The organism is Streptomyces sp. NBC_00388 (assembly GCF_036061255.1).
Taxonomy (GTDB): domain Bacteria; phylum Actinomycetota; class Actinomycetes; order Streptomycetales; family Streptomycetaceae; genus Streptomyces.
On the sequence record NZ_CP107948.1, the window covers coordinates 6,293,066 to 6,317,986 of the forward strand.

The 24,921-nt window shown below is 70.4% G+C and carries 21 protein-coding genes; 9 read left to right on the forward strand and 12 right to left on the reverse strand.

Features of this window, described 5'->3' with window-relative positions:
* Positions 1 to 70 precede the first annotated feature (70 nt).
* From pssA to OG917_RS28060, 9 genes are all read right to left on the reverse strand, one after another.
* Positions 71 to 925, reverse strand: coding sequence for a CDP-diacylglycerol--serine O-phosphatidyltransferase (pssA, locus tag OG917_RS28020; RefSeq protein WP_328320800.1), 855 nt, complete (start codon positions 923 to 925; stop codon positions 71 to 73).
* Positions 912 to 1,559 (reverse strand): phosphatidylserine decarboxylase, encoded by a 648-nt coding sequence (locus tag OG917_RS28025; RefSeq protein ID WP_328320801.1) that lies wholly within the window; start codon positions 1,557 to 1,559, stop codon positions 912 to 914. Before OG917_RS28025 ends, pssA begins: the two co-directional genes overlap by 14 nt.
* A gap of 170 nt (positions 1,560 to 1,729) precedes the next feature.
* Positions 1,730 to 2,935, reverse strand: coding sequence for an acyl-CoA dehydrogenase family protein (locus OG917_RS28030; RefSeq protein WP_328320802.1), 1,206 nt, complete (start codon positions 2,933 to 2,935; stop codon positions 1,730 to 1,732).
* 43 nt (positions 2,936 to 2,978) lie between these two features.
* On the reverse strand, positions 2,979 to 3,482 hold the full coding sequence (locus OG917_RS28035; RefSeq protein WP_328320803.1) for a MaoC family dehydratase: 504 nt from the start codon (positions 3,480 to 3,482) through the stop codon (positions 2,979 to 2,981).
* A gap of 3 nt (positions 3,483 to 3,485) precedes the next feature.
* Entirely contained in the window at positions 3,486 to 4,460 is a 975-nt protein-coding gene (locus tag OG917_RS28040; protein ID WP_328320805.1) for an HpcH/HpaI aldolase/citrate lyase family protein, read from the reverse strand.
* Positions 4,457 to 6,469, reverse strand: coding sequence for a protein meaA (locus OG917_RS28045; protein WP_328320807.1), 2,013 nt, complete (start codon positions 6,467 to 6,469; stop codon positions 4,457 to 4,459). The genes OG917_RS28040 and OG917_RS28045 overlap by 4 nt, the downstream gene beginning before the upstream one ends.
* 9 nt (positions 6,470 to 6,478) lie before the next feature.
* Positions 6,479 to 7,867 carry a crotonyl-CoA carboxylase/reductase gene (gene ccrA, locus OG917_RS28050; protein WP_328320809.1) on the reverse strand — a complete coding sequence of 463 codons (1,389 nt, stop codon included), beginning with the start codon at positions 7,865 to 7,867 and terminating at the stop codon, positions 6,479 to 6,481.
* Positions 7,868 to 8,255: 388 nt separating this feature from the next.
* Positions 8,256 to 9,089: a TetR family transcriptional regulator gene (locus OG917_RS28055; RefSeq protein WP_443059105.1), complete on the reverse strand. Its 834-nt coding sequence runs from the start codon at positions 9,087 to 9,089 to the stop codon at positions 8,256 to 8,258.
* A gap of 82 nt (positions 9,090 to 9,171) precedes the next feature.
* On the reverse strand, positions 9,172 to 10,953 hold the full coding sequence (locus tag OG917_RS28060) for a 3-hydroxyacyl-CoA dehydrogenase family protein (protein ID WP_328320813.1): 1,782 nt from the start codon (positions 10,951 to 10,953) through the stop codon (positions 9,172 to 9,174).
* A 315-nt stretch (positions 10,954 to 11,268) separates the two neighbouring features.
* Here OG917_RS28060 and OG917_RS28065 point away from each other — a divergent pair, with 315 nt between their 5' ends.
* On the forward strand, positions 11,269 to 11,847 hold the full coding sequence (locus OG917_RS28065) for a HEAT repeat domain-containing protein (RefSeq protein ID WP_328320815.1): 579 nt from the start codon (positions 11,269 to 11,271) through the stop codon (positions 11,845 to 11,847).
* Between the two features lie 74 nt (positions 11,848 to 11,921).
* On the opposite strand, the gene OG917_RS28070 is transcribed toward OG917_RS28065, so the two are convergent.
* Positions 11,922 to 12,977 carry an Rv2578c family radical SAM protein gene (locus OG917_RS28070; RefSeq protein ID WP_328320817.1) on the reverse strand — a complete coding sequence of 352 codons (1,056 nt, stop codon included), beginning with the start codon at positions 12,975 to 12,977 and terminating at the stop codon, positions 11,922 to 11,924.
* A 146-nt stretch (positions 12,978 to 13,123) separates the two neighbouring features.
* Between OG917_RS28070 and OG917_RS28075 the strand changes: the two genes are divergently transcribed.
* The 3 genes from OG917_RS28075 (at position 13,124) to OG917_RS28085 (ending at position 17,223) form a co-directional block, all read left to right on the forward strand.
* Positions 13,124 to 13,573, forward strand: a complete 450-nt coding sequence (locus OG917_RS28075) for an SRPBCC family protein (RefSeq protein WP_328320819.1) — start codon at positions 13,124 to 13,126, stop codon at positions 13,571 to 13,573.
* Positions 13,574 to 13,842: 269 nt separating this feature from the next.
* Positions 13,843 to 16,248: an MFS transporter gene (locus OG917_RS28080; protein WP_443059029.1), complete on the forward strand. Its 2,406-nt coding sequence runs from the start codon at positions 13,843 to 13,845 to the stop codon at positions 16,246 to 16,248.
* A gap of 252 nt (positions 16,249 to 16,500) precedes the next feature.
* Positions 16,501 to 17,223, forward strand: a complete 723-nt coding sequence (locus OG917_RS28085; protein ID WP_328322247.1) for a class I SAM-dependent methyltransferase — start codon at positions 16,501 to 16,503, stop codon at positions 17,221 to 17,223.
* 18 nt (positions 17,224 to 17,241) lie between these two features.
* Here the strand turns inward: OG917_RS28085 and OG917_RS28090 are convergent, their stop codons facing one another.
* On the reverse strand, positions 17,242 to 18,237 hold the full coding sequence (locus tag OG917_RS28090; protein ID WP_328320821.1) for an MASE1 domain-containing protein: 996 nt from the start codon (positions 18,235 to 18,237) through the stop codon (positions 17,242 to 17,244).
* A gap of 397 nt (positions 18,238 to 18,634) precedes the next feature.
* Between OG917_RS28090 and OG917_RS28095 the strand changes: the two genes are divergently transcribed.
* From OG917_RS28095 to OG917_RS28115, 5 genes are all read left to right on the forward strand, one after another.
* Complete coding sequence (locus tag OG917_RS28095; protein WP_328320823.1) at positions 18,635 to 19,468, forward strand: M55 family metallopeptidase; 834 nt, start codon at positions 18,635 to 18,637, stop codon at positions 19,466 to 19,468.
* Complete coding sequence (locus OG917_RS28100) at positions 19,461 to 20,807, forward strand: M20/M25/M40 family metallo-hydrolase (RefSeq protein WP_328320825.1); 1,347 nt, start codon at positions 19,461 to 19,463, stop codon at positions 20,805 to 20,807. Before OG917_RS28095 ends, OG917_RS28100 begins: the two co-directional genes overlap by 8 nt.
* Positions 20,808 to 20,820: 13 nt before the next feature.
* Positions 20,821 to 22,812 carry a S9 family peptidase gene (locus OG917_RS28105; protein ID WP_328320827.1) on the forward strand — a complete coding sequence of 664 codons (1,992 nt, stop codon included), beginning with the start codon at positions 20,821 to 20,823 and terminating at the stop codon, positions 22,810 to 22,812.
* Between the two features lie 107 nt (positions 22,813 to 22,919).
* Positions 22,920 to 23,837, forward strand: coding sequence for a S66 peptidase family protein (locus OG917_RS28110; protein ID WP_328322249.1), 918 nt, complete (start codon positions 22,920 to 22,922; stop codon positions 23,835 to 23,837).
* Positions 23,838 to 23,901: 64 nt separating this feature from the next.
* A complete protein-coding gene (locus OG917_RS28115; RefSeq protein ID WP_328320830.1) occupies positions 23,902 to 24,456 on the forward strand; it encodes a GNAT family N-acetyltransferase in 555 nt (184 codons plus the stop codon).
* A 57-nt stretch (positions 24,457 to 24,513) separates the two neighbouring features.
* Here the strand turns inward: OG917_RS28115 and OG917_RS28120 are convergent, their stop codons facing one another.
* Positions 24,514 to 24,849, reverse strand: coding sequence for a DUF6204 family protein (locus tag OG917_RS28120; protein WP_328320832.1), 336 nt, complete (start codon positions 24,847 to 24,849; stop codon positions 24,514 to 24,516).
* Positions 24,850 to 24,921 lie beyond the last annotated feature (72 nt).

Here is a 24,921-nt window from a genome sequence, read left to right on the forward strand (position 1 = left end):
CCCGTCCGGCGAGTCCGTACGCAGAAGGGCCCCGAGTGCGGTGCACTCGGGGCCCTCGCGCTGTCCGGGACTACGGCAGCTGCGCCGTACGCGCCTCACGGCGGTTACCGCGGAAGGTGTTCACCCTGCGCGCGGTGGCGAAGAGCGGGATGACCGCCCCCAGCACCACCTGGAGCGCGCAGCCGGTCTGCAGGAGCAGCTGGCCGCCCGGCGCGTCGAACGCCCACGCGGCGAGCAGCCCCATGGCGCCCACGATCCAGCTGAGCATCCCCACCGCGAGGACACCCCGGGGCTTCGGGTACTCGACCCGGCTCACCATCAGCCAGGCGACGCCGATGACGGCGAGCAGTGTCGGTACGAAGGGCAGCTCCAGGAGCACGATGGAGACCACCGTCAGCGCCCCGAAGGGGGACGGCATGCCCTGGAAGGTGCCGTCCTTCAGGGCCACGCAGGAGAACCGCGCGAGCCGCAGCACCACCGCCAGCAGCACCACGATCGCCGCCACCGCGGCGACGCGCTGGTGGGCGTCGTCCGCGACCATGCCGTACACGAGCACGAAGTAGGCCGGGGCGAGTCCGAAGCTGATCAGGTCGGAGAGGTTGTCCAGCTCCGCGCCCATCGGCGAGCTGCGCAGCTTGCGCGCCACGAGCCCGTCGCAGAGGTCGAAGATCGCGGCGAGGAGCATGAGGATCACGGCGGTCGCGGCTGAGTGCCGCCCCATGCCGGTCTCCTGGCTGCCCTGGAGGTGCGGGATGAGGATTCCGGTGGTGGTGAAGTACACCGCCATGAATCCGCATGTCGCGTTGCCGAGTGTCAGCGTGTCCGCTATCGACAGCCGCATGGAGAGCGGCATGTCCTCGGTGCCGTCCTCGGCCTCTGCCTCGGGAACCCAGCCGGTCTGTGTCTCGGGATCAATCACGGTCAATTCGAGTCACCCCCGCGGTGGTGGTCTGGCCGACCTCGACCGCGACATCGATACCTTCCGGAAGGTAGATGTCGACGCGCGAACCGAAACGGATCAGGCCGATCCGCTCGCCCTGCTCCACCTTCGTGCCCTGGGGAAGGTAAGGCACGATGCGGCGCGCGACGGCGCCGGCGATCTGCACCATCTCGATGTCACCGAGCTCGGTGTCGAAGTGCCAGACTACGCGCTCGTTGTTCTCGCTCTCCTTGTTGAACGCCGGGACGAAACCGCCGGGGATGTGCTCGACGGATGTCACGGTCCCCGCCAGCGGTGCGCGGTTGACGTGGACGTTCAGCGGGCTCATGAAGATCGCTACGCGGGTGCGCCCGTCCTTCCACGGCATGATGCTCTGCACTACGCCGTCGGCCGGGGAGATGACCCGGCCCTGTGTGATCTCCCGCTCGGGGTCGCGGAAGAACCACAGCATGCCCGCCGCGAGGGCGGTGGTGGGCACGGCGACAGCAGCCCAGCGGCCGGACCGCCGGGCCCGGGCCAGGCTGAGGGCCGCGGTCGCGACAGTCGGCAGGAGCCACGGCGATGCTCCGCGCGCAAGACGTACGCGACCGCGTGGTGCAGAGGTTTGGCTGTGGGGCATGGATGACCTTCGTAGCGGATGATGCCGCGCAGGAAACGGGGGACGGCGGCTTTCGGGCGATGCTATCGGTTGTGGACCACAACTGGGCAAGCCAGGAAGCCGAGTCGGCGGCCGGAAGACGATGACTGGCTGTGATCTTCTTCGCTGATATATCGCCACGAAAGGGACAATCAGCCCTGGAATCGGTACTCTTCGAGGAGGCGCCGACCGATGATCATTTTCTGGATCTCGGCGGTACCTTCGCCGATCAGCAGCATCGGGGCCTCGCGGTAGAGCCGCTCGATCTCGTACTCCTTGGAGAACCCGTATCCACCGTGGATACGGAAGGCGTCCTCCACGACCTCCTTGCAGTACTCGGAGGCCAGGTACTTGGCCATCCCTGCTTCAAGGTCGTTTCGTTCCCCGGAGTCCTTTTTGCGTGCCGCATTGACCATCATCGCATGGGCGGCTTCCACCTTGGTAGCCATTTCGGCCAGCTTGAACTGAATCGCCTGGTGCTGTGCGATCTGTTTGCCGAAAGTGTGTCGTTGCTGTGCGTAACTGATGCCCAGCTCGAAGGCGCGTTGCGCCACTCCGCAGCCACGCGCTGCAACATTCACCCGCCCGACTTCGACTCCGTCCATCATTTGGTAAAACCCTCGGCCCGTAACCCCACCAAGTACGCGATTGGCCGGAATTCGCAGGCCGTCCATGATCAACTCGGTGGTGTCGACCCCCTTGTAGCCCATCTTGTCGATCTTGCCGGGGATGGTCAGGCCCGGACGTACCTCGCCGAATCCCGGCTCCTTCTCGACCAGGAACGTCGTCATCGACTTGTGCCGGGCGGTCCCCTCGGGGTGACCCTCGTCACTGCGGCACAAAACCGCGACCAGCGAGGACGTGCCGCCGTTGGTCAGCCACATCTTCTGGCCGTCGAGGACGTACTCGTCGCCGTCCCTGACCCCCTTCGACGTGATGGCCGACACGTCCGAGCCCAGCGCGGGCTCGGACATCGAGAACGCGCCGCGGACCTCGCCGGCGGCCATCCGCGGCAGGAAGGTGTCCTTCTGCTCCTGGGTGCCGTGCTGCTTGAGCATGTACGCCACGATGAAGTGCGTGTTGATGATGCCCGACACGCTCATCCAGCCACGCGCTATTTCTTCGACACACAGCGCGTACGTGAGCAGCGACTCGCCCAGGCCCCCGTACTCCTCGGGGATCATCAGCCCGAACAGGCCGAGTTCCTTGAGGCCCTCGACGATCTGGGAGGGGTACTCGTCGCGGTGTTCGAGTTCGGTCGCGACCGGCAGGATCTCCTTGTCGACGAACTCCCTGACGGTGGCCAGGATTTCCTGCTGCACATCGGTCAGACCCGGGGTCTGGGCGAGTCGGCTCATGACTGCTTCTCCTGTGACGTCACGCTGGTGGTGGGAAATCGGCCTACTGCGAAGGCACAGGGCGGCCGGGCTGCTCTCCGCCGCGCTCCTTGACGTAGGTCGCGGTGGGGACCATGACCTTGCGGCGGAAGACACAGACGACGGTGCCGTCCTGGTTGTAGCCCTTGGTCTCGACGTGGACGATCCCGCGGTCGGTCTTGGACCTCGACGGTGTCTTGTCCAGCACGGTCGTCTCCCCGTAGAGGGTGTCGCCGTGGAAGGTCGGCGCGATGTGCTTCAGCGACTCGACCTCCAGGTTGGCGATGGCCTTGCCGGAGACGTCGGGTACGGACATGCCGAGCAGCAGCGAGTAGACGTAGTTCCCGACGACGACGTTCTTGCCGAAGTCGGTGGTCCGCCCGGCGTAGTTGCTGTCCAGGTGGAGCGGGTGGTGGTTCATGGTGAGCAGGCAGAAGAGGTGGTCGTCGTACTCGGTGACGGTCTTGCCCGGCCAGTGCTTGTAGACAGCGCCGACCTCGAACTCCTCGTAGGTGCGTCCGAACTGCATGGCTCAGGCCTCCGGGGCTTCGAAGGCGGTGGTGCGGCGCAGGCCTGCGGCCCGGCCCTTGCCGGAGATGACGAGGGCCATCTTGCGGCTGGCCTCGTCGATCATCTCGTCGCCGAGCATCGCCGAGCCCTTCTTGCCACCGGCCTCGGAGGTGCACCACTCGTAGGCGTCGAGGATCATCTCGGCGTGGTCGTAGTCCTCCTGGGACGGCGAGAAGATCTCGTTGGCCGCCTCGATCTGCCCCGGGTGCAGGACCCACTTGCCGTCGAAGCCGAGGGCCGCCGCGCGCTGGGCGACCTCGCGGTAGCCGTCGACGTTGCGGATCTGCAGATAGGGGCCGTCGATCGCCTGGAGATCGTAGGTCCTGGCGGCCATCAGGATCTTCATCAGGATGTAGTGGTAGGCGTCCGCGCCGTAGCCGGGCGGCTGTTCGCCGACCACCAGGGTCTTCATGTTGATCGATGCCATGAAGTCGGCAGGACCGAAGATGATGGCCTCGTTGCGGGGTGAGGCGGCCGCGATCTCGTTGACATTGACCAGGCCCTTGGCGTTCTCGATCTGCGCCTCGATGCCGATCTTGCCGACTTCCAGGCCCATGGTCTTCTCGATCTGGGTGAGCAGCAGGTCGAGGGCCACGACCTGCTGGGCGTCCTGGACCTTGGGGAGCATGATGCAGTCGAGATTGTGGCCCGCGCCCTCCACGACGGTGACCACGTCGCGGTAGGTCCAGTGGGTGGTCCAGTCGTTGACGCGCACCACGCGGGTCTTGCCCGTCCAGTCGCCCTTGTTCAGCGCTTCGACGATGGTGTGCCGGGCGCCTTCCTTGGCGAGCGGCGCGCAGGCGTCCTCCAGGTCGAGGAAGACCTGGTCGGCCGGGAGCCCCTGGGCCTTCTCCAGGAAGCGCGGGTTCGATCCGGGGACTGCGAGACAGGAACGCCGCGGACGCAGACGGTTCACGGGGCTGGTTGACTCGGTCATGCGGGGACCTCCAGAGGGTCGAGCTTGTTCGCTTTCCGGATCACTTCGACGATACGTCCGATGATCTCGGTGATCCCGAAGTCCTTCGGGGTGAAGACGGCGGCGACGCCGGCCTCCTTGAGCGCCGTGCCGTCGGCGTTCGGGATGATCCCGCCGACGATCACGGGGATGTCGGCGGCGCCCGCCTCGCGCAGCCGCTGGAGCACGTCCGGGACCAGCTCGGCGTGGGAGCCCGACAGGATCGACAGGCCCACGCAGTGCACGTCCTCGGCCAGGGCCGCCGCCACGATCTGCTCGGGTGTCAGCCTGATGCCCTGGTAGACCACCTCGAACCCGGCGTCACGGGCACGTACGGCGATCTGCTCGGCGCCGTTGGAGTGTCCGTCGAGCCCCGGTTTCCCGACCAGCAGACGCAGCCTTCCACTGCCGAGGTCCTGGGCCGTACGGGTCACGGCGGCGCGTACGGCGGCGAGCGGGGTGCCCTCCTCGGCGGTCACCGCCACCGGCGCGCCGCCCACTCCCGTGGGGGCCCGGAACTCGCCGAACACATCGCGCAGGGCCCAGGACCATTCGCCCGTGGTGACACCCGCACGGGCGCACGCCACCGTCGCCTCGAAGAGGTTGCCGTCGCCGGCCGCGGTCGCCTTGAGCAGTGCGAGTGAGTCCTGCGCGGCGCTCTCGTCGCGGTTGTCGCGCCACGTGTGCAGCGCCGCGACGACCTTCGCCTCGTTCTCCGGGTCGACGGTCATGATCGCCGTGTCCAGGTCGGCGGTGAGCGGATTGGGCTCGGTGGACTCGTAGCAGTTGACGCCGACGATCTTCTCCTCGCCGCCCTCGATCCTGGCCCGGCGGGCGGCGTGCGAGGAGACCAGTTCCGACTTGAGGTAGCCGGACTCGACGGCCGCCATCGCGCCGCCCATCTGCTGGATGCGGTCGATCTCGGCGAGGGACTCCGCCACGAGCTCCTCGACCTTGGCCTCGATGACATGGGAGCCGTCGAAGATGTCCTCGTACTCCAGCAGGTCGCTCTCCTGGGCGAGCACCTGCTGGATCCGCAGCGACCACTGCTGGTCCCACGGCCTGGGCAGCCCCAGCGCCTCGTTCCAGGCCGGCAGCTGCACCGCGCGCGCCCGTGCGTCCTTGGACAGCGTGACGGCGAGCATCTCCAGGACGATGCGCTGGACGTTGTTCTCCGGCTGCGCCTCCGTGAGCCCGAGCGAGTTGACCTGGACGCCGTAGCGGAAGCGGCGCTTCCTGGGATCCGTGATGCCGTAGCGCTCCCGCGTCACCCGGTCCCAGATGCGGCCGAAGGCGCGCATCTTGCACATCTCCTCGATGAAGCGGACTCCCGCGTTCACGAAGAACGAGATCCGGGCGACGACCGCGTCGAACCGCTCCGGCGGCACCTGTCCCGAGTCGCGTACGGCGTCCAGGACCGCGATCGCGGTGGACATGGCGTACGCGATCTCCTGGACGGGCGTGGCTCCCGCCTCCTGCAGGTGGTAGCTGCAGATGTTGATCGGGTTCCACTTGGGGATGCGGGCCACCGTGTACGTGATCATGTCGGTGGTGAGCCGCAGGCTGGGGCCCGGCGGGAACACATGCGTCCCGCGGGACAGGTACTCCTTGACGATGTCGTTCTGCGTCGTGCCCTGGAGCAGGCCGGCGTCCGCGCCCTGCTCCTCGGCGACCACCTGGTAGAGCGCGAGCAGCCACATGGCCGTGGCGTTGATCGTCATCGAGGTGTTCATCTGCTCCAGCGGGATGTCCTGGAACAGCCGCCGCATGTCACCGAGATGGGACACGGGCACCCCGACCCGGCCGACCTCGCCCCGGGCCAGGACGTGGTCCGGGTCGTAGCCGGTCTGGGTGGGCAGATCGAAGGCGACCGACAGACCGGTCTGGCCCTTGGCGAGGTTGCGCCGGTAGAGCTCGTTGGAGGCTTCGGCCGTCGAGTGGCCCGCGTACGTCCGCATGAGCCAGGGGCGGTCCTTGTGACGTTCAGTCATCTGGAGACCTCAGACGTTCCGGGCGGCCGGCGCGGCCGCGGTGTCACGGAACAGGTTGATGGAGTCGATGTGCTTCTCGCGCAGCTCGGTGTCGCGCACGCCGAGTCCTTCGGCGGGTGCCAGTGCCAGGACGCCGACCTTGCCCTGGTGGAGGTTGCGGTGGACGTCGTAGGCCGCCTGGCCGGTGTCGTCGAGTGAGTAGACCTTGGACAGGGTGGGGTGGATCTTGCCCTTGGCGATCAGGCGGTTGGCCTCCCAGGCCTCGCGGTAGTTGGCGAAGTGGGAGCCCACGATCTTCTTCAGCGACATCCACAGGTAGCGGTTGTCGTACTCGTGGGTGTAGCCGGACGTCGAGGCGCAGGTGACGATGGTGCCGCCCTTGCGGGTGACGTACACCGAGGCGCCGAAGGTCTCGCGGCCCGGGTGCTCGAAGACGATGTCGACGTCCTCGCCGCCGGTCAGTTCGCGGATGCGCTTGCCGAAGCGCTTCCACTCGCGCGGGTCCTGGTGGTGCTCGTCCTTCCAGAACCGGTAGTCCTCGGCGTTGCGGTCGATGATCGCTTCCGCGCCCATCCGGCGGCAGATGTCGGCCTTCTGGTCGCTGGAGACGACGCAGATCGGGTTGGCGCCGCCGGCCAGGGCGAACTGGGTGGCGTAGCTGCCCAGGCCGCCGCTTGCGCCCCAGATGAGGACGTTGTCGCCCTGCTTCATGCCGGCGCCGTTGCGGGAGACCAGCTGGCGGTAGGCGGTGGAGTTGACGAGTCCGGGGGCCGCGGCCTCCTCCCAGCTGAGGTGGCCGGGCTTGGGCATCAGCTGGTTGGACTTGACCAGGGCGATCTCCGCGAGGCCGCCGAAGTTGGTCTCGAAGCCCCAGATGCGCTGTTCGGGGTCGAGCATCGTGTCGTTGTGGCCGTCGGAGCTCTCCAGCTCGACCGAGAGGCAGTGCGCGACGACTTCGTCGCCGGGCTGCCAGGCGTTGACGCCCGGCCCGGTGCGCAGCACGACGCCCGCGAGGTCGGAGCCGATGACGTGGTACGGCAGGTCGTGACGCCTGGTGAGCTCGCTGAGCCTTCCGTACCGCTCCAGGAAGGAGAAGGTCGAGACGGGCTCGAAGATCGAGGTCCAGACGGAGTTGTAATTCACCGAGCTGGCCATCACGGCCACCAGGGCCTCGCCGGGGCCGAGTTCGGGCACCGGCACGTCCTCGACGTGCAGGGACTTGCGGGGGTCCTTGTCGCGGCTTTCGAGGTCCGCGAACATCTCGGCCTCGTCCTTGTGCACGGTCACCGCGCGGTACGAATCGGGCAGGGGCAGGGCGGCGAAGTCGGCCGCCGTCGCGGCGGTCGAGCCACTGGCTGTGTCGGTCCGCGACTGGATCGCGTCCAGGATGTCCTTCACGGTGCTGCCTCCGGCGAAGCGTGTTGAGGGGATCGGTCGGTGAGCCCCAGGGAGGGCGGGGCTGCTGCTGTGGAGGTGTGCCGTCGGTTCGGCGTGAGCTGTGGAGCGGGCCGCGCCGTTGTGGGGCGCTGAAGGTGCCTGTGACGCAGGCGTCCGGGCGCGTGAACACGTGATCCACGGGGACAGCCGGCATACGAAGGTCGATGTACGCCGGCCGCCCGGACACCTTCAACGTATGGCACCGGGTGCCAAGCCGCAAGACACTGAGTGCCAACAAATTCTCTCAGTTGTCACCCGCGGGTCACGTATGAGCAAAAGAGCCGGGGAGGCAGCAGAACGGCCGCCCCCGGAGGGGCGGCCGTCGCGGTACGGATGCGGTCGGGAGCGGTCAGCGCTTCCTCAGCGCCTGCTCGATGGTGCGCATGACCTCATCGAGCGGGGCATCGGTACGTGCCACCGTCACCAGAACCTCACCGGTGCTCCGCGCCGTCGCCGCGGGGGTGCGCCCGGCGGTGCGGCCGGCGCCTATCCCGGTGCCGAAGGTGTCCCGGACGATGGCGAAGGCGTGGTCGAGACGGGTCTCCACATCGCCCTGGCCGCCGGCCCGCAGCCAGCGGCGCAGCACATGGTTGTGCGCGGTGACCACGGCGGAGGCGGCCACTTCGGCCAGCAGCGGGTCGTCGTTGCCGTCGTGCTGTTCGTGCTCGTCGAAGTGGCCCAGCAGATATCGGGTGAACAGCCGCTCGTAGCGGGCCACCGAGGCGATCTCCGCCTCCCGCAGCGTCGGCACCTCACGCGTCAGCTTGTACCGCGCCACGGACACCGCGGGCGACGCCGCGTACATCCGCATGACTTCCTTGATGCCCCGGCACACGGTGTCGAGGGGGTGCTCGTGCGGCGGCGCCGCGTTCAGTACCGCCTCGGCCCGCACGAGTGTGTCGTCGTGGTCCGGGAAGATCGCCTCTTCCTTCGAGCGGAAGTGCCGGAAGAAGGTCCGGCGGGCGACCCCTGCCTGCGCCGCGATCTCGTCGACGGTCGTCGCCTCGTACCCTTTGGCCGCGAAGAGCTCCATGGCCGCCGCGGCCAGCTCACGCCGCATTTTGAGGCGCTGGGCAGCCGCGCGGCTGCCTGCGGCACTCTCAGGGGCGTCGGGCGACGCCTTCTTGCGGACAGGCCGTCGGACGGGGCCGGTGAGCTCGGGCATGGTCCGAACGTACTGCATGGGACCGGCGGAACGCGTCGCCGGGCTGCCGGTGCCGGGCTGTCCACCCGGTTCCAGCAGCCCGCCCCAGTCGCCCGGCGGATCAGCGACGGGCATACTCGCGGAATCCGCGCCCGGTCTTGCGGCCGAGGCAGCCCGCCGCGACCAGATGTTCGAGCAGCGGCGCGGGGGCCAGTCCCGGGTCGCGGAACTCCCGGTGCAGCACCCGCTCGATGGCGAGCGAGACATCCAGGCCGACCACGTCCAGGAGCTCGAAGGGGCCCATCGGATAGCCGCCGCCCAGCTTCATCGCCGCGTCGATGTCGTCGAGCGTCGCGTAGTGCTCCTCGACCATCTTGACCGCGTTGTTGAGGTACGGGAACAGCAGCGCGTTCACGATGAATCCGGCGCGGTCGCCGCAGTCCACCGGGTGCTTGCGGACCGCGGTGCAGACCTCGCGGACCGTGGCGTGGACGTCGTCGGCCGTGAGGACGGTACGGACCACCTCGACGAGCTTCATCGCAGGGGCCGGGTTGAAGAAGTGCATCCCGACGACGTCCTGCGGGCGCGACGTGACGCGGGCGCAGGCGATGACCGGCAGCGACGAGGTCGTGGTGGCGAGTACCGCGCCCTGCTTGCAGACCTTGTCGAGCGTCTCGAAGAGCTGCTGCTTGACCTCCAGGTCCTCGGCCACCGCCTCGACGGCCAGGTCCACCCCGGCGAACGCGTCGAGCGAACCGGCCGGGGCGATCCTGGCCAGCGTCTCGTCGCGCGCCGCCGCGGTCATGCGTCCCTTGTCGACGGAGCGTGCCAGCGACTTGGCGATACGGGCCTTCGCAATGTCGGCCTTCTCCGGGCTGCGGGCGGCGAGCACCACGTCGTAGCCGGCCTTGGCGAAGACCTCGGCGATGCCGGACGCCATCGTCCCCGAGCCCGCGACGCCCACCGAGGTGACCGGGCGGGGCGCGACGGGCTGCGCGCCGTCGAGCGGGGTGAGGGCGTCCCGCACCACGGTGGCGCTGCCGGGGGCCTCGTACGTGTAGAAGCCGCGGCCCGATTTGCGCCCGGTCAGCCCTGCGTCGCTGAGCTGCTTGAGGATCGGCGCGGGGGCGTGCAGCCGGTCCCTGGAGGCGCTGTACATCGCCTCCAGGACGGTGCGCGCGGTGTCGACCCCGATCAGGTCGAGCAGCGCGAGCGGGCCCATCGGCAGTCCGCAGCCGAGCCGCATCGCCGCGTCGATGTCCTCGCGGGACGCGTACTTGGCCTCGTACATCGCCGCTGCCTGGTTGAGGTAACCGAAGAGCAGCCCGTCGGCGACGAAGCCGGGGCGGTCCCCGACCGCGACGGGCTCCTTGCCCAGCTCGCGGGCGAGTGCGGTGACGGCTTCCACGGCCGGCGGAGCGGTCAGCACCGACGACACCACCTCGACCAGCTTCATCGCAGGGGCCGGGTTGAAGAAGTGCAGGCCGAGGACGCGTTCGGGGCGCGAGGTGTCGGCGGCGAGCCGGGTCACGGACAGCGCGTTGGTGCCGGTGGCCAGGATGGTGGTGGGCTTGACGATGCCGTCCAGGGCGCGGAAGACCTGCTGCTTGGTCTCGTACGACTCCGGCACGACCTCGATCACCAGGTCGGCGTCGGCCGCCGCCTGCAGGTCGGAGAAGGTGCGGAAGCGGGCGAGCACGTCCAGGCGTTCCTGCGCGGTGAGACGCTCGCGCCGCACGGCGCGGGCGGTGGAGGCATCCAGTGCCGCCACGGCGCGGCTGGCCGCGTCGGCGCTGACGTCGATTCCGATGACCTCGCGTCCGGCGCGGGCCAGGACCTCGGCGATGCCGGTGCCCATGGTGCCGAGGCCGACCACGGCGATGGTGTGGAGAGGGATGTCCATCAGGGGACTCCAGGGATGAGTGACGACTGAGGGACGCACGAGGCGGGGCCGTACGCGGGGTACGCCGGGCGTGCGTGAGGTGTCGTGAGAGGGGGCCGACGGGCCCGGTCCCGGGGCCACGTCGTACAGAACTGCTGAACCGACAGACACTCGTCACGGCTGCGTCACCAGGCCGCGCTGAGGTGGAACGAGCGGGATGGTGTCCCGCTCACTTGAGAGTAACCGGCGAGTAACGAGCGCGCCAGACCTGGAGGGCTGTGATCTGGATCGCCGGGAGCGCGGCCGCGGCTCCCCGCCAGGTCCTACGCTGCCGGTATGGACTCCGCCAGGGACGAGGAACTCCGGTCGCTCACCCACCGGCTGCGCGACGAGGCGGGCGGTTCGGCGGAGTACGAGCGACTGGCCGCCACCGAGGACCGCGAGGTGCTGGCCGGAGTCCTCACCGAGGCCGGCCGGCCGCTGTGGGCCCGGGAGCTGGCGGCGTTCCGGCTGGGCTGCGCGGGGGACCGCCGCGCCTTCGAGGCCCTGGTGCTGCTGCTCAACCACCGGGACCCGGAGCGCTGTGTCCCGGCCGCTCACGCGCTGGCCCGCCTCGGCGACCCGCGCACCGCCCGCGCCGCCGCGGCCCTCGCGACCAATCCCCTGCGCACGGCCTACGCGCTCCAGCCGGTGCGGCTGCTCACCGAGTTGCGGGCCCCCGAGTCCGTGCCCGCGCTCATCAGCACCCTGGCGCCGCTGGTGGCCCCCGGCGGCCCCCATCCGCGGGTCGCACTCGGCTGCGTCGAGGGGCTGGGGCTGCTCGGTGACCGGCGTGCGCTGCCGGTGCTGGAAGCGGCACTGGCCCGCCCTGAGCTGCACACCGCGGCCGCACGGGCGCTGCGGCTGCTCGCCTGACGCGGCTTCCCGGGTGCCGGACCCTGCGGGGTGCGGCTGCTTCCCGGGGCGGTCTCCCTCCGGGTGACGGTCCGTCAGAGAAGGGACAGCTGGGTGGGTGCCGCGGGTGATGTCTCCCGGGGTGCCGGGATCCGGCGCGGTACCCCGCGCTGGGCGGGGCCGATGCCGTACTCGGTGGCCAGCTCGTGCACCTGGCGGGTGATCCCGCGCTGGTACCACTTGGGGGCGTAGGCCCCTTCCGCGTACAACCGCTCGTAGCGACGCACCAGTTGCGGGTGGTGCTCCGCGAGCCAGGACATGAACCACTCCCGCGCCCCGGGCCGCAGATGCAGGACGAGCGGGGTCACCGAGGTCGCGCCGGACGCCGCCACGGCGCGCACCGTGGCGCGCAGCTGGTCCGGATGGTCGCCGAGGAAGGGGATCACCGGAGCCATCAGCACTCCGCAGCTGATTCCGCTGTCCGTCAGGGTGCGTACGGCGTCGAGGCGGCGCGGTGGCGCGGGGGTGCCCGGCTCGACCGTGCGCCACAGCTCCTCGTCCACGAAGCCGACGGAGACGGAGACGCCCACCTCGGTCACCTGCGCGGCCTGCCGCAACAGCTCCAGATCACGCAGGATCAGGGTGCCCTTGGTGAGGATGCTGAACGGATTCGCGTAGTCGCGCAGCGCCGAGATGATGCCCGGCATCAGCGCGTACCGCCCCTCCGCCCGCTGATAGCAGTCGACATTGGTGCCCATCGCAATGTGGGCGCCCTGCCACTGGCGGGAGGCGAGCTTGGCGCGCAGGAGCTCCGGGGCGTTGGTCTTCACGACGATCTGCGAGTCGAAGCCGAGCCCGGTATCGAGGTCCAGATAACTGTGGGTCTTGCGGGCGAAGCAATAGACACAGGCGTGACTGCACCCGCGGTAGGGGTTGACCGTCCATTCGAACGGCATCCGGGAGGCGCCGGGGACCCGGTTCACGATCGACCGGGCCCGTACCTCGTGAAAGGTGATTCCGCGGAACTCCGGGGTGTCGACGGTACGCGTGGTCACGGCGTCCGCGCCGAACAGCGCGGCGTTCCCGCCGGTCCCTGCGCCCCCTGTGGTGGTGTCGTTCCCGCCGTTCCCGGTCAGCTGGTCCCAGCGCATGGCGCCTCCTCGGTAGCACGTACCTGTGAATAGAACACCTGTTCCCATGATTCACGCAACCCGGATTTCCGTGCCCGCACCCGAGGTGGTTGGCTCAGCACGCGGTTCATCACACCGACTGAAGAACGACAGCTGGAGGAACTGGTATGGCGCAGGTAGAGGCCACCACGGAGCGGATCATCGCGGCGGACCCCGAGGCGGTGTTCGACGCACTCGCCGACTACAGCGGCACGCGCGCGAAGCTCCTGCCGGGGCACTTCAGCGAGTACGAGGTCCGGGAGGGCGGCGACGGCGCCGGCACGCTCGTCCACTGGAAGCTCCAGGCGACCAGCAAGCGCATCCGGGACTGCCTGCTCGACGTGACCGAGCCGACCGACGGCCGGCTCGTGGAGAAGGACCGCAACTCCTCCATGGTGACCACCTGGACCGTCACTCCCGCCGGGGAGGGCCGGTCCGCGGTCGTCGTCTCCACCGTGTGGAACGGCGCGGGCGGCATCGGCGGGTTCTTCGAGAAGACCTTCGCCCCCAAGGGACTCGGCCGCATCTACGACGAACTGCTCACGAACCTCGACGCCGAAGTGGCCAAGCAGCCGTAGCCGCCGCACCGGCCGGGCGTCCCGGCGGGCCGAAGTGGCCTGGCGGGCCGCTGCCTTGGTGACCGGCCCGGCCCGTCGCACAACCCCTTCGGGCGGAAGGGAAGCTCACCGGTTCGAGTGGTTTTCTGAACGGCCTCGTTGTGCGCCGCAGGGGCTCTCACCGGCCCCGAAGCCCCCGGCGTGCGCCTCGCGCGCCAATCGTCGCGCTTGCACCCCTTGTCGTCGAATGCGAGAAAAGGGCGGCGCAGGCGCGACGAGGGGAGCGGTACGTGGGTGGAAGCACTCTGGTGAAGGACGGTCCGGACGGACGGACCGATGTCCGGACGGAGGAGGTGGCCGTCCCGCCCCCACCACCCCCCGCCGTGGGGGAAGGGGCCGGACTCAGCCCCAGCCGGGTGCGGATGGTCTTCCTCGGGCTGATGCTCACGCTGCTGCTCGCGGCTCTCGACCAGATGATCGTGGCCACCGCGCTGCCGAAGATCGTCGGTGAGCTGCACGGCCTGGACAAGATGTCCTGGGCCGTGACGGCGTATCTGCTCGCCTCCACGATCGGCCTGCCGGTCTACGGCAAGCTCGGCGACCTCTTCGGCCGCAAGAGCATCTTCATGTTCGCGATCGTCGTCTTCGTGATCGGCTCGGCGCTGGCCGGCTGGTCCCGGACCATGAACGAACTCATCGCCTTCCGCGCCGTCCAGGGCATCGGCGGCGGCGGCCTCATGATCGGCGTACAGGCGATCATCGGCGACATCGTGCCGCCGCGCGAACGCGGCCGCTTCATGGGGCTGATCGGCGCGGTCTTCGGGCTCGCCTCCGTGGCGGGGCCGCTCATCGGCGGCTTCTTCACCGACCACGCCTCGTGGCGCTGGTGCTTCTACATCAACGTGCCGTTCGGCCTGGTCACCCTGGCCGTCATCGCTCTCGTGCTGAAGCTGCCCAAACCCACGGCCAAGCCGCGCCTCGACATTTTCGGCGCGCTGCTCCTGGCCGTCGCGTCCACCTGTCTGGTGCTGCTGACGACCTGGGGCGGAAACGAGTACGCCTGGGGCTCGCGCACCATCCTCGGACTGGCCGGCGGCTGCGTCGTGGCGACCCTGCTCTTCCTCGCCGTGGAACACCGGGCGCCCGAACCGATCATCCCGCTGCGGCTGTTCCGCGACTCGATCTTCAATGTGACGGCGCTCGTCGGGGCCGTCGTGGGCGTCGCGCTCTTCGGCGCCGCCAGCTATCTGCCGACCTTCCTCCAGATGGTCGACGGCGCCAGCGCCACCGAGTCCGGGCTCTTCATGCTGCCGATGATGGGCGGCGTCGTCATCGCCTCCATCGTCTCCGGACAACTGACCAGCCGCACCGGGCGGTACAAGATCTTTCCGCTGCTCGGCTGCGCGATCTCGGCGGTCGGGATGTGGCTGCTCTCGCGTCTGGAGACCGACACCCCCCAGCTCACGTACAGCGTCTGGATGGCCGTACTCGGTATCGGCATCGGGCTGATCATGTCGGTCCTGGTGCTTGCCGTGCAGAACTCCGTGGCCCCCCGCGATCTCGGAACCGCCACCAGCGCCAACAACTACTTCCGGCAGATCGGCGGCAGTGTCGGAGCGGCCGTGTTCGGCGCGCTCTTCGCCGGCCGTCTCACGGACGCCCTCAAGGTCCGCATCCCGTCCGGTGCGCAGCTGCCCGATCCCGAGTCGATCACGCCGCAGCTGGTCCGCTCCCTGCCGCCCGCACTGCGGGACGGCTACGTCCGGGCGTACGCCGACGCGATGCCCCGGATCTTCCTCTACCTCGTGCCGGTGCTCGTGCTCGGCCTGCTCATCGCCTTCTTCCTCAAGGAGAAACCACTGGTGTCCCACAACGCCCCCGCAGCAACACCGGATGCAGCCGTGCCCGCCGCCCGCGCCCCGGAAGCCCCGTACGTCCCGGGCGTCCCGGTCTGCGGGATCGTCCAGCACTACGACGGATCCACCGTGCCGCGCGCGGCACTCACCCTCATCGACATCACCGGACGCCAGATCGGGCGCGGTGCGAGCGGCGAGGACGGGCGGTACGCACTGAGCGTCCCCGGATCCGGCTCGTACGTCCTCATCGCGGCGGCGGGCGGTCACCAGCCGCAGGCCGTCAGTGTGACCGTCGGCGAACGGCCGGTCGATCTCGATGTGGTGCTCGGCGGCGCCGGACGGCTGGCCGGGACCGTCGTCACCGCGGACGGCACGCCGGTGCGCGATGCGGCCGTGACCCTCACCGACGTACGCGGCGAGGTCGTCGCCTCCACCCGCAGCGGGCGGGAAGGCAGCTACGTCATCAACGAGTTGGTGGCCGGCGAGTACACCCTCGCGGGCAGCGCGCCCGCGTTCCGCCCCGCCGCGATGCCGGTCAGTGTGCAGGCCGCACGGGAGACCCGGCAGGATGTGGAACTCGCGGGCGGCGCCGTGCTGCGCGGCACCGTGCGTGCCAGCGGCGGCCGGGCGGTCGAGGACGCGCGGGTGACGCTGCTCGACGCGGCGGGCAACGTGGTGGACACGCTCACCACGGGCTCCGACGGCACATTCCGCTTCGTCGATCTGTCCTCCGGTGAGTACACGGTGATCGCGGCGGGCTACCCGCCGGTGGCGACGGTGCTCCAGGTCGCGGGCGGCGGACGCACCGAGCGCGACCTGCAGCTCGGGCACGAGGACTGACCGGAGGGCGGGTGCCGGTCCGCGACGGGCACCGGGCCCGGCGTGCGCCGGTGCCCGCCCGCCGCGGCCGGCCGCTCGCCTGCGGCCCGGACGCACCGTACGGCGGGGACGGGTTTCGCGGAAGGCGCGACGGTACAAGAAGCCCTCCGACCGGTGGAACGTGCCTGCTGCGCTTTCGCGGAGGCGGGAACAGCAGCCGTTCCCCGGCAGAGCACCGAGGACGTGAATGACGTGACGGACGTGGGAGTACGTATGGATGTGTCGCCGCAGTACCGGCAGGCGTGGGAAGGGTTCTGGTCGGCCACATCGGACGCACCGGGCGAGGCGATCTGGGACTCCGACCCGTCGCTCACCTCCGTCCCCCACAGCGAGCTGCTGCTGCCGTACGCCGACACATCGCTTCCGGTCGTGGACCTCGGCTGCGGCAACGGCACCCAGACCCGCTATCTGTCCACCGTCTTCGCCCGTGCGCTGGGCGTGGACCTCTCGCACGCCGCGATCGGGCACGCACGCCGGGCGGACACCGCGGGGGCGGCCGAGTTCGCCCAGCTCGACCTGGCCGACGGCGAAGGGGTCAGGACCCTGAGCCGGCGGATCGGGGACACCAACGTCTACATGCGGGCGGTGATCCACCAGAGCGAGCCTCCCACGCGTCCGGCCGTCGCGGCGGCCGTCGCGACGCTGCTGGGCGAGCGGGGGCGGGGGTTCGTCGTGGAGCTGACCCCGGGGTCGAAGGAGGTGCTCCGGAGTCTGGCGGAAGCCCCCGGCGGGCCGCCGGAGAAGCTGCGCAGGGTCTTCGAGCACGGGCTCAAGCCGGCCGACGCCACCGAGGACGAGGTGCCCGGACTGCTCCGCGACGCGGGCCTGGCCGTCCTGGCGAGCGGCGACACCGCGCTGGCTCAGACCGCACATCTGGCGGACGGCACCCGGGTCGAGCTGCCGGCCCGCTGGTTCGTGCTCGCTCCGGCGTCCTGAGGCCCGCACGCGGGCGGGTCAGAAGCCGGGACGCCCGTCGGCGGGCGGCCGGACGTCCAGCTTCCCGGGGGCCAGCTGGTCGACCAGGTCGGCCAGTTCCAGACAGGCCAGCTCGATCTTGCTGCGGACGTTCTTCTGTTCGGTGACGACCGCGGCCAGCAGCAGCGCGGTCAGCGCCACCGAACCGTTGAACACGGCGACATTGGCCGTCACCGCGAACAGGGACCTGTCGCGGAAGGGGCCGCTGTTCCCGGTCGCGGCGATGACGGCGAACACTGAGGCCAGGCACGCGCAGGGCGCGCTCCCCGGCAGCTCGAAGCGGAGCGCCGCCCAGATGAGCAGGGGGAAGACGAGGAAGAGGAGGGGGAGCGAGCTCCGGGTGGCCAGCAGGGTGACCGCGACCGCGGCGACGGCCAGCACGCTCGCCTCGACCCACCGGTCGGAGGCCCGGGGCAGCCGCGCCCTGCTCAGGACGAGCAGGACGGGGGTGGCGACGAGCACCCCCATGGCGTCACCGGCCCACCACGCCGACCAGACCGGCCAGAAGTCGCGGAGGGGGAGTTTGCCGGTCACTGCCAGTGTGGTGCACCCGATGGAGGCACTGACCAGCATCGCCGCGAGCCCGCCGAGGAAGACCAGGGTCACGCCGTCCCGCAGCCGGTCCAGTGCCGGCCGGAATCCCACCCTGCGCAGCAGCAGGAACGCGCAGACGGGGGCGAGGGTGTTGCCCGCCGCGATGGTGACACCGGGCTGGGTGAGCGTGTTGCTGATCGTGGCGATGGAGAGCAGCGCGCCGATCGCGATGCCGGGCCAGATACGCAGACCCAGATAGAGCAGCGAGCTGAGCGCGACACCGGTGGGCAGCCAGAGCGGCGTGATCACCGCGCCGTCGACGATCACTTCCCGGAGGAGCCCGAGGCGGGCCGAGCCGTAGTACGCGGCGGCCACCAGCAGCATCTGCGCGACGAGCATCGCCGGCCGCCGGGTGTCCGGCGCGAACAGAGCAGTCGCCATGAGAGGGCCCCGGGAAGAAGAGTCGATGTGATCAGGTATTCCCCGGTGGGCCCCGGGCTGTGCCGGATCCCGGGAAGTTAGCTGATCCAGACCAACAGGACCCGTCAGTGGAGTAGACCTCTCGAGCCTCCTGGCAGGCCTGTTCGCCGTGATCGAAGAGGATCACAGGGGCCAGGGGCATCCCGGACAGTGAAGTGCGCGGCGCGGGTGGGCCGGTGATTCCGTCCCCTTGACTCTCCGCCCCCCCGCAGGCCCCCCGGCCGGCCCCCTCGTCAGGGCGGGCGCCCTCGCTCACGGCTCGCGGGAACCGATCTGAACAGCGGATGTCAGCGGTATGGACCTGTGGTATTCGCGCCCTCGCTGGCCTGCATATTCGGCGCCAGGTAGCGTCATGCGCATGAAGATCCTCATCAGCGCCGACATGGAGGGCGCGACAGGTGTGACCTGGCCCGGCGACGTGCTGCCGGGCAGCGCGCAGTGGGAACGCTGCCGGTCGCTGTTCACCTCCGACGTGAATGCCGCCGCCCTCGGATTCTTCGAAGGGGGCGCCGGCGAGGTGCTCGTCAACGAGGCCCACTGGTCCATGCGCAACCTGCTCATCGAGCAGCTCGACGACCGGGTCCAGATGCTCACGGGCCGTCACAAGTCGCTGTCCATGGTGGAGGGGGTCCAGCACGGTGACGTGGACGGGATCGCCTTCGTCGGCTATCACACGGGTGCCGGAATGGAGGGTGTGCTCGCCCACACCTACCTGGCCAACTCGATCACCGGGGTCTGGCTCAACGGCGTACGGGCGAGTGAGGGCCTCCTGAACGCCCACGTGGCAGCGGAGTACGGGGTCCCCGTGGTGCTCGTCACCGGGGACGACCTGGCCTGCGCCGACGCACTCGGCTATGCGCCCGGGGCCCGTACGGTGGCGGTGAAGGACCATGTCTCGCGGTACGCGGCCGTCTGCCGCACCCCGGCCCGTACGGCGGCGGACATCCGTCTCGCCGCGGCGGATGCCGTCGCGCTGGCTGTCCGCCACGAACCGGTCACGGGCACGTCCTTCACCGTGGAGCTTGAGTTCGACGCGGAGCACCTGGTGGGCGCGGCGACCGTCGTTCCGGGGGTCCGGAAGACCGCCGAACGGCGTGTCGCGTACACCAGCGCGACGATGTATGAGGGCATTCGGACCTTCAAGGCGGTCACGACGCTCGTCTCGTCCGCGGTGGAGGAACAGTATGGCTGAGGTGAACGCGATGGAAGCGGTCTCGCTGGACGCGGTGGCCCTCGACGAGGTGGTGCGGTTCACCTCGGAGCTGATCCGGATCGACACGACCAACAGGGGCGGCGGCGACTGCCGGGAGCGGCCCGCCGCGGAGTACGTCGCCGAGCGGCTGGCCGCTGCGGGGATCGAGCCGACGCTGCTGGAGCGCACCCCGGGGCGCACCAACGTGGTCGCCCGCATCGAGGGCACCGACCCGTCGGCCGACGCCCTGCTGGTCCACGGGCACCTCGACGTGGTGCCCGCCGAGCCGGACGACTGGTCCGTGCACCCGTTCTCCGGGGAGATCCGCGACGGGGTCGTGTGGGGCCGCGGCGCCATCGACATGAAGAACATGGACGCGATGGTCCTGGCGGTGGTGCGGGCCTGGGCGCGTGAGGGTGTCCGCCCCCGGCGCGACATCGTCATCGCCTACACGGCGGACGAGGAGGCGAGCGCAGTCGACGGCTCGGGCTTCCTCGCCGACCACCACCCCGGGCTCTTCGACGGCTGCACCGAGGGCATCAGCGAGTCCGGCGCCTTCACCTTCCACGCGGGCCCCGACCTGCCGGTCTACCCGATCGCCGCAGGTGAGCGCGGCACCGCCTGGCTGAAGCTCACGGCGCACGGCAAGGCCGGCCACGGATCCAAGGTCAACAGGGACAACGCGGTCAGCAGGCTCGCAGCCGCGGTCGCCCGGATCGGCGAACACCGCTGGCCGGTACGGCTGACCCCGACCGTACGGGCCGCGCTCACCGAGATCGCCGCGCTGCACGGCATCGGCGTGGACACCTTCGCCGCTGACTTCGACGTGGACGCGCTGCTGGCGAAGCTGGGCCCCGCGGCCGCACTGGTCGAGCCGACCGTCCGCAACAGCGCCAACCCGACGATGCTGGACGCCGGTTACAAGGTCAATGTCATCCCCGGGCACGCGACGGCGTACGTCGACGGGCGGATGCTGCCCGGCGGGGAGGACGAGTTCCGCGAGACGCTCGACCTGCTCACCGGGCCCGACGTCGACTGGGAGTTCGACCACGGGGAGGTCGCACTCCAGGCACCGGTCGACTCGCCGACGTTCGCGAAACTGCGCGCGGCCGTCGAGCGGTTCGCGCCGGAGGGGCATGTGGTGCCCTACTGCATGTCCGGGGGCACGGACGCCAAGCAGTTCTCCCGGCTGGGGATCACCGGGTACGGCTTCGCACCGCTGAGACTGCCCATCGGCTTCGACTACCAGGCCCTGTTCCACGGGGTCGACGAGCGGGTGCCGGTGGACGCGCTGCACTTCGGGGTCCGGGTGCTCGATCACTATCTGCGTACGGCATAGGGGAGTTGTGAGCATGGCACCCACCGGGGCCTACGGAACATGGCCTTCGCCGATCGACGCCGCCCTCGCGGCGTCGCAGGACGGCCGTCCCGAATTCATCGGGACGGTCGGCGACGAGGTGTGGTGGACCGCGCCGCGCCCCGCCGAAGGCGGACGGCGCGCACTGGTGCGGCGGCGGACCGACGGCAGCGAGGAGACGGCCCTGCCCGCTCCGTGGAACGTCCGCAGCCGGGTCATCGAGTACGGCGGACAGCCCTGGGCGGGTGCGGTACGGAGCTCGGGCGGGCCGCTCGTGGTCTTCGTCCACTTCGCGGACCAGCGTCTCTACGCGTGCGAACCGGACGCAGCGGGCGCAGGCGCGCAGCCCCGGCCGCTCACCCCGGTCTCCGCCGTGGGTGGCGGTCTGCGGTGGGTCGACCCGGTCATCCGCCTGGACCGCGGCGAAGTGTGGTGCGTGCTGGAGGAGTTCACCGGCGAGTCACCCACCGATGTGCGGCGGGTCGTCGCGGCCGTACCGCTGGACGGCTCGGCCGCCGGGGACCGCGCTGCCGTACGCGAACTCTCCGGCGGCGGCCACCGCTTCGTCACCGGCCCGCGGCTGTCGCCCGACGGGCGGCGCGCAGCCTGGCTCGGCTGGGACCACCCGCGGATGCCGTGGGACGGGAGCGACGTCATGCTCGCCGACGTCACGGACGACGGCCGTTTCACGGGGATCCGGCACTTCGCCGGGGGGCCGGGCGAGTCCGTCGCGCAAGTGGGCTGGGGAGCGGACGGCCGGCTGCTTTTCGCGTCCGACCGCACCGGCTGGTGGAACCTCTACCGGGCGGAACCGGACGGCACGGCCGTCGCTCTCTGCCCCCGGGACGAGGAGTTCGGCGGACCGCTCTGGAAGATCGGCCACACCTGGTTCGAGCCGCTGGACTGCGGACTGATCGCCGTCGTCCACGGCGCCGGGGCCACGGCGCTCGGTGTGCTCGACCCGGAGAGCGGCGAACTCGTCGACGCAGCGGGCCCCTGGACCGAGTGGGCGTCGTCCCTCGCGTCGGACGGCAGCCGGGTGATCGGTCTCGCGGCGAGCCCGCACAGCACGTTCGAGATCGTCGAGCTCGACACCAGTACCGGTCACACCCGGGTCATCGGCTCCCCGCACCGGGACGCGGTGGACCCCGCGTACTACCCCGATGCGCGGACCCGTACGTTCACCGGGCCCGGCGGGCGGGAGATCCACGCCCACATCCACCCCCCGCACAGCCCGGACATGACCGCGCCCGACGGCGAACTGCCGCCCTTCGTGGTCTGGGCACACGGCGGCCCCACCAGCCGTACGCCGCTCGTACTCGACCTGGAGATCGCCTACTTCACCTCGCGCGGCATCGGGGTGGCCGAGGTGAACTACGGCGGTTCGACCGGCTACGGCCGGGAGTACCGCAACAGGCTGCGCGAGCAGTGGGGCGTCGTGGATGTGGAGGACTGCGCGGCCGTCGCGGGGGCGCTCGCGGACGAAGGCGCAGCCGACCGGGCCCGGCTGGCGATCCGCGGCGGCAGCGCGGGCGGCTGGACCTCGGCCGCCTCACTGGCGTCGGCGGGCGTCTACGCCTGCGGCACCATCATGTACCCCATCCTCGATCTGACCGACTGGGCCTCCGAGGACGGCACCCATGACTTCGAGTCCCAGTACCTGGAGACCCTCATCGGGCCCATCGCCGAGGTGCCCGGCCGCTACCTCGACCGCTCGCCCTCCCAGCACGCGGACCGGATCTCCGCGCCGTTCCTGCTGCTCCAGGGGCTGGACGACGTGATCTGCCCGCCGGCGCAGTGCGAGCGCTTCCTGGCACTGATGGCCGGAAGGGGCGTCCCGCACGCGTACCTCACGTTCGAGGGCGAAGGGCACGGCTTCCGCAAGGCCGGCACCATGATCCGGGCCCTGGAGGCCGAACTCTCCCTGTACGCCCAGACCTTCGGCATCGAACGGCCCGAGGTCCCGGTGCTGGAGCTGGACAGGTGAGCAACCCGCCGTCACCGCGCACCCCGCAGGCCCCGGCTCGCACCACACCGTCGCCGGCCCCGCCCGCCCGCCCGGGCCCCGCCCCCGCGGCGCCGGCGCTCACCCCGCTGACCCGGCCGGCCCGGCTGCGTCCGGGCGCCAGGGTCGCCGTGGTGTCGCCCAGCGGGCCCGTCCCGGAGGACCGGCTGACCGCCGGACTCGACATCCTCCGCAGCTGGGACCTGGACCCGGTGGTGATGCCTCATGTCCTCGACAGGCACCCACGGTTCAGGTACCTGGCAGGCGATGACGGGGCACGCGCCCATGACCTCCAGACGGCCTGGTGCGACCCCGGGTTCTCCGCGGTTCTCTGCGCGCGCGGCGGATACGGCGCGCAGCGCATGACCGACCTGCTGGACTGGGCGGCGATGCGCGCCGCCGGGCCCAAGGTGTTCGTGGGCTACAGCGATGTGACCGCGCTGCACGAGGCGTTCGCGTTGCGGATGGGGCTTGCCACCCTGCACGGCCCGATGACCGCGGCGCTCAGCTTCATCGAGAACAGGCAGACCCAGGAGTCCCTGCGGGCCACGCTCTTCGCACCCGAGACCGTCCGTACGCTCGGCCTCGGCACCGCCCGCACCCTCGTGCCCGGCCGGGCGGCCGGCATCACCTTCGGGGGGTGCGTCTCACTGCTCGCCGCCGAACTCGGCACCCCGTACGCCCGCCCCACGGGGCGCGGCGGTCTTCTGCTGATCGAGGACATCGGCGAGGAGGGCTACCGCATCGACCGGATCCTCACCCAGCTGCTCCGCTCGGGAGTGCTGGACGGCGTCGCGGGGATCGCCCTCGGTTCGTGGGTGGACTGCACTCCGGGCGACGAGGTGCGGGAGGTGCTGCTGGACCGGCTCGGCGGCCTCGGCGTCCCGGTGGCCGGGGAGTTCGGCTTCGGGCACTGCAGCACGGCGCAGACGATGCCACTCGGTGTCCCCGCAGTCCTGGACGCCGGTGCGGGCACCCTCGAACTGGACGTCCCGGCGCTGGTCTGACCGGCCGGGGCGCGGCAGCGCGGGCCCCTCTGCGCAGCGCACCCCGGCCGTCTAACCTGGGCCGATGGCAGACAAGACCGCATATCTCACCTCGGGCCCGCGGGCGGGTGTACGCCCCTTCTCGTACGCGGACGCCGGCGAATTCACCGCGCTCGTACGGCAGAGCAGGGAGCTGCACCACCCCTGGCTCGCACCGCCCGCCGACCCCGAGACCTTCCATGTCTACGCCCGGCGGCTGATCGAGGACCCCACCAGGGCAGGCTTCCTGGTGTGCGAGCGCGAGGGCGGGGCTGCCGGGCGCATCGCCGGGTTCATCAACATCAACAACATCGTCGAGGGCGCCTTCCGCAGCGGGGCCATCGGCTACGGCGCCTTCGCGCACGCCGCCGGCCGCGGGCTCATGGGTGAGGGACTGCGCCTGGTGATGGCCTACGCGTTCGGTCCGCTCGGCCTGCACCGGCTGGAGGCCAACATCCAGCCGGCCAACGAGGCCTCGCTCGCGCTGGTCCGCCGGGCGGGCTTCCGTCTTGAGGGGTACTCGCCGGACTTCCTGTTCATCGACGGCGCCTGGCGGGACCACGAGCGCTGGGCGGTCACCGCCGAGATGACGCACCGCTGACGCCCGGCGTCCGACGGGCCCAGCGCCCTCCTCAGGGCCCGGCCCGCGGCGTTCCGGTCAGCGGCCCTTGCGGTTGATCTTCATGGTGTCCATGTCGGTCACGGTCGAGCGCAGCGGTCCGAAGCCGTGCCCCAGCTCCTTCAGCGCGGTCTCGGCCCGGTCCTCGGCGATGGCACCCGCCATCTCCGTGCCGTCCGCCACGTCGGAGACGACGACATAGCGGAACGAGAAGTGCCGGAGCGCCTTGTCGTAGGTGAGGGAACCCTCTTCGGTGAAGTGCATCCGCGTCAGCCCGTGGTCGTCCACCTCGGCGAGCAGCCGGGCCCGCGAACCATCCGTCAGCCCGTCCCAGGTGCCTCGCACAATGACCCGGTAGGTGTGCTGCTCGGCCATCTCGTCCTGCCCTCGTCTCGTTCGTACACGTTCCCGCTGAAGGGTACGGGGCGCTTCCGGCCCGGCGTACCT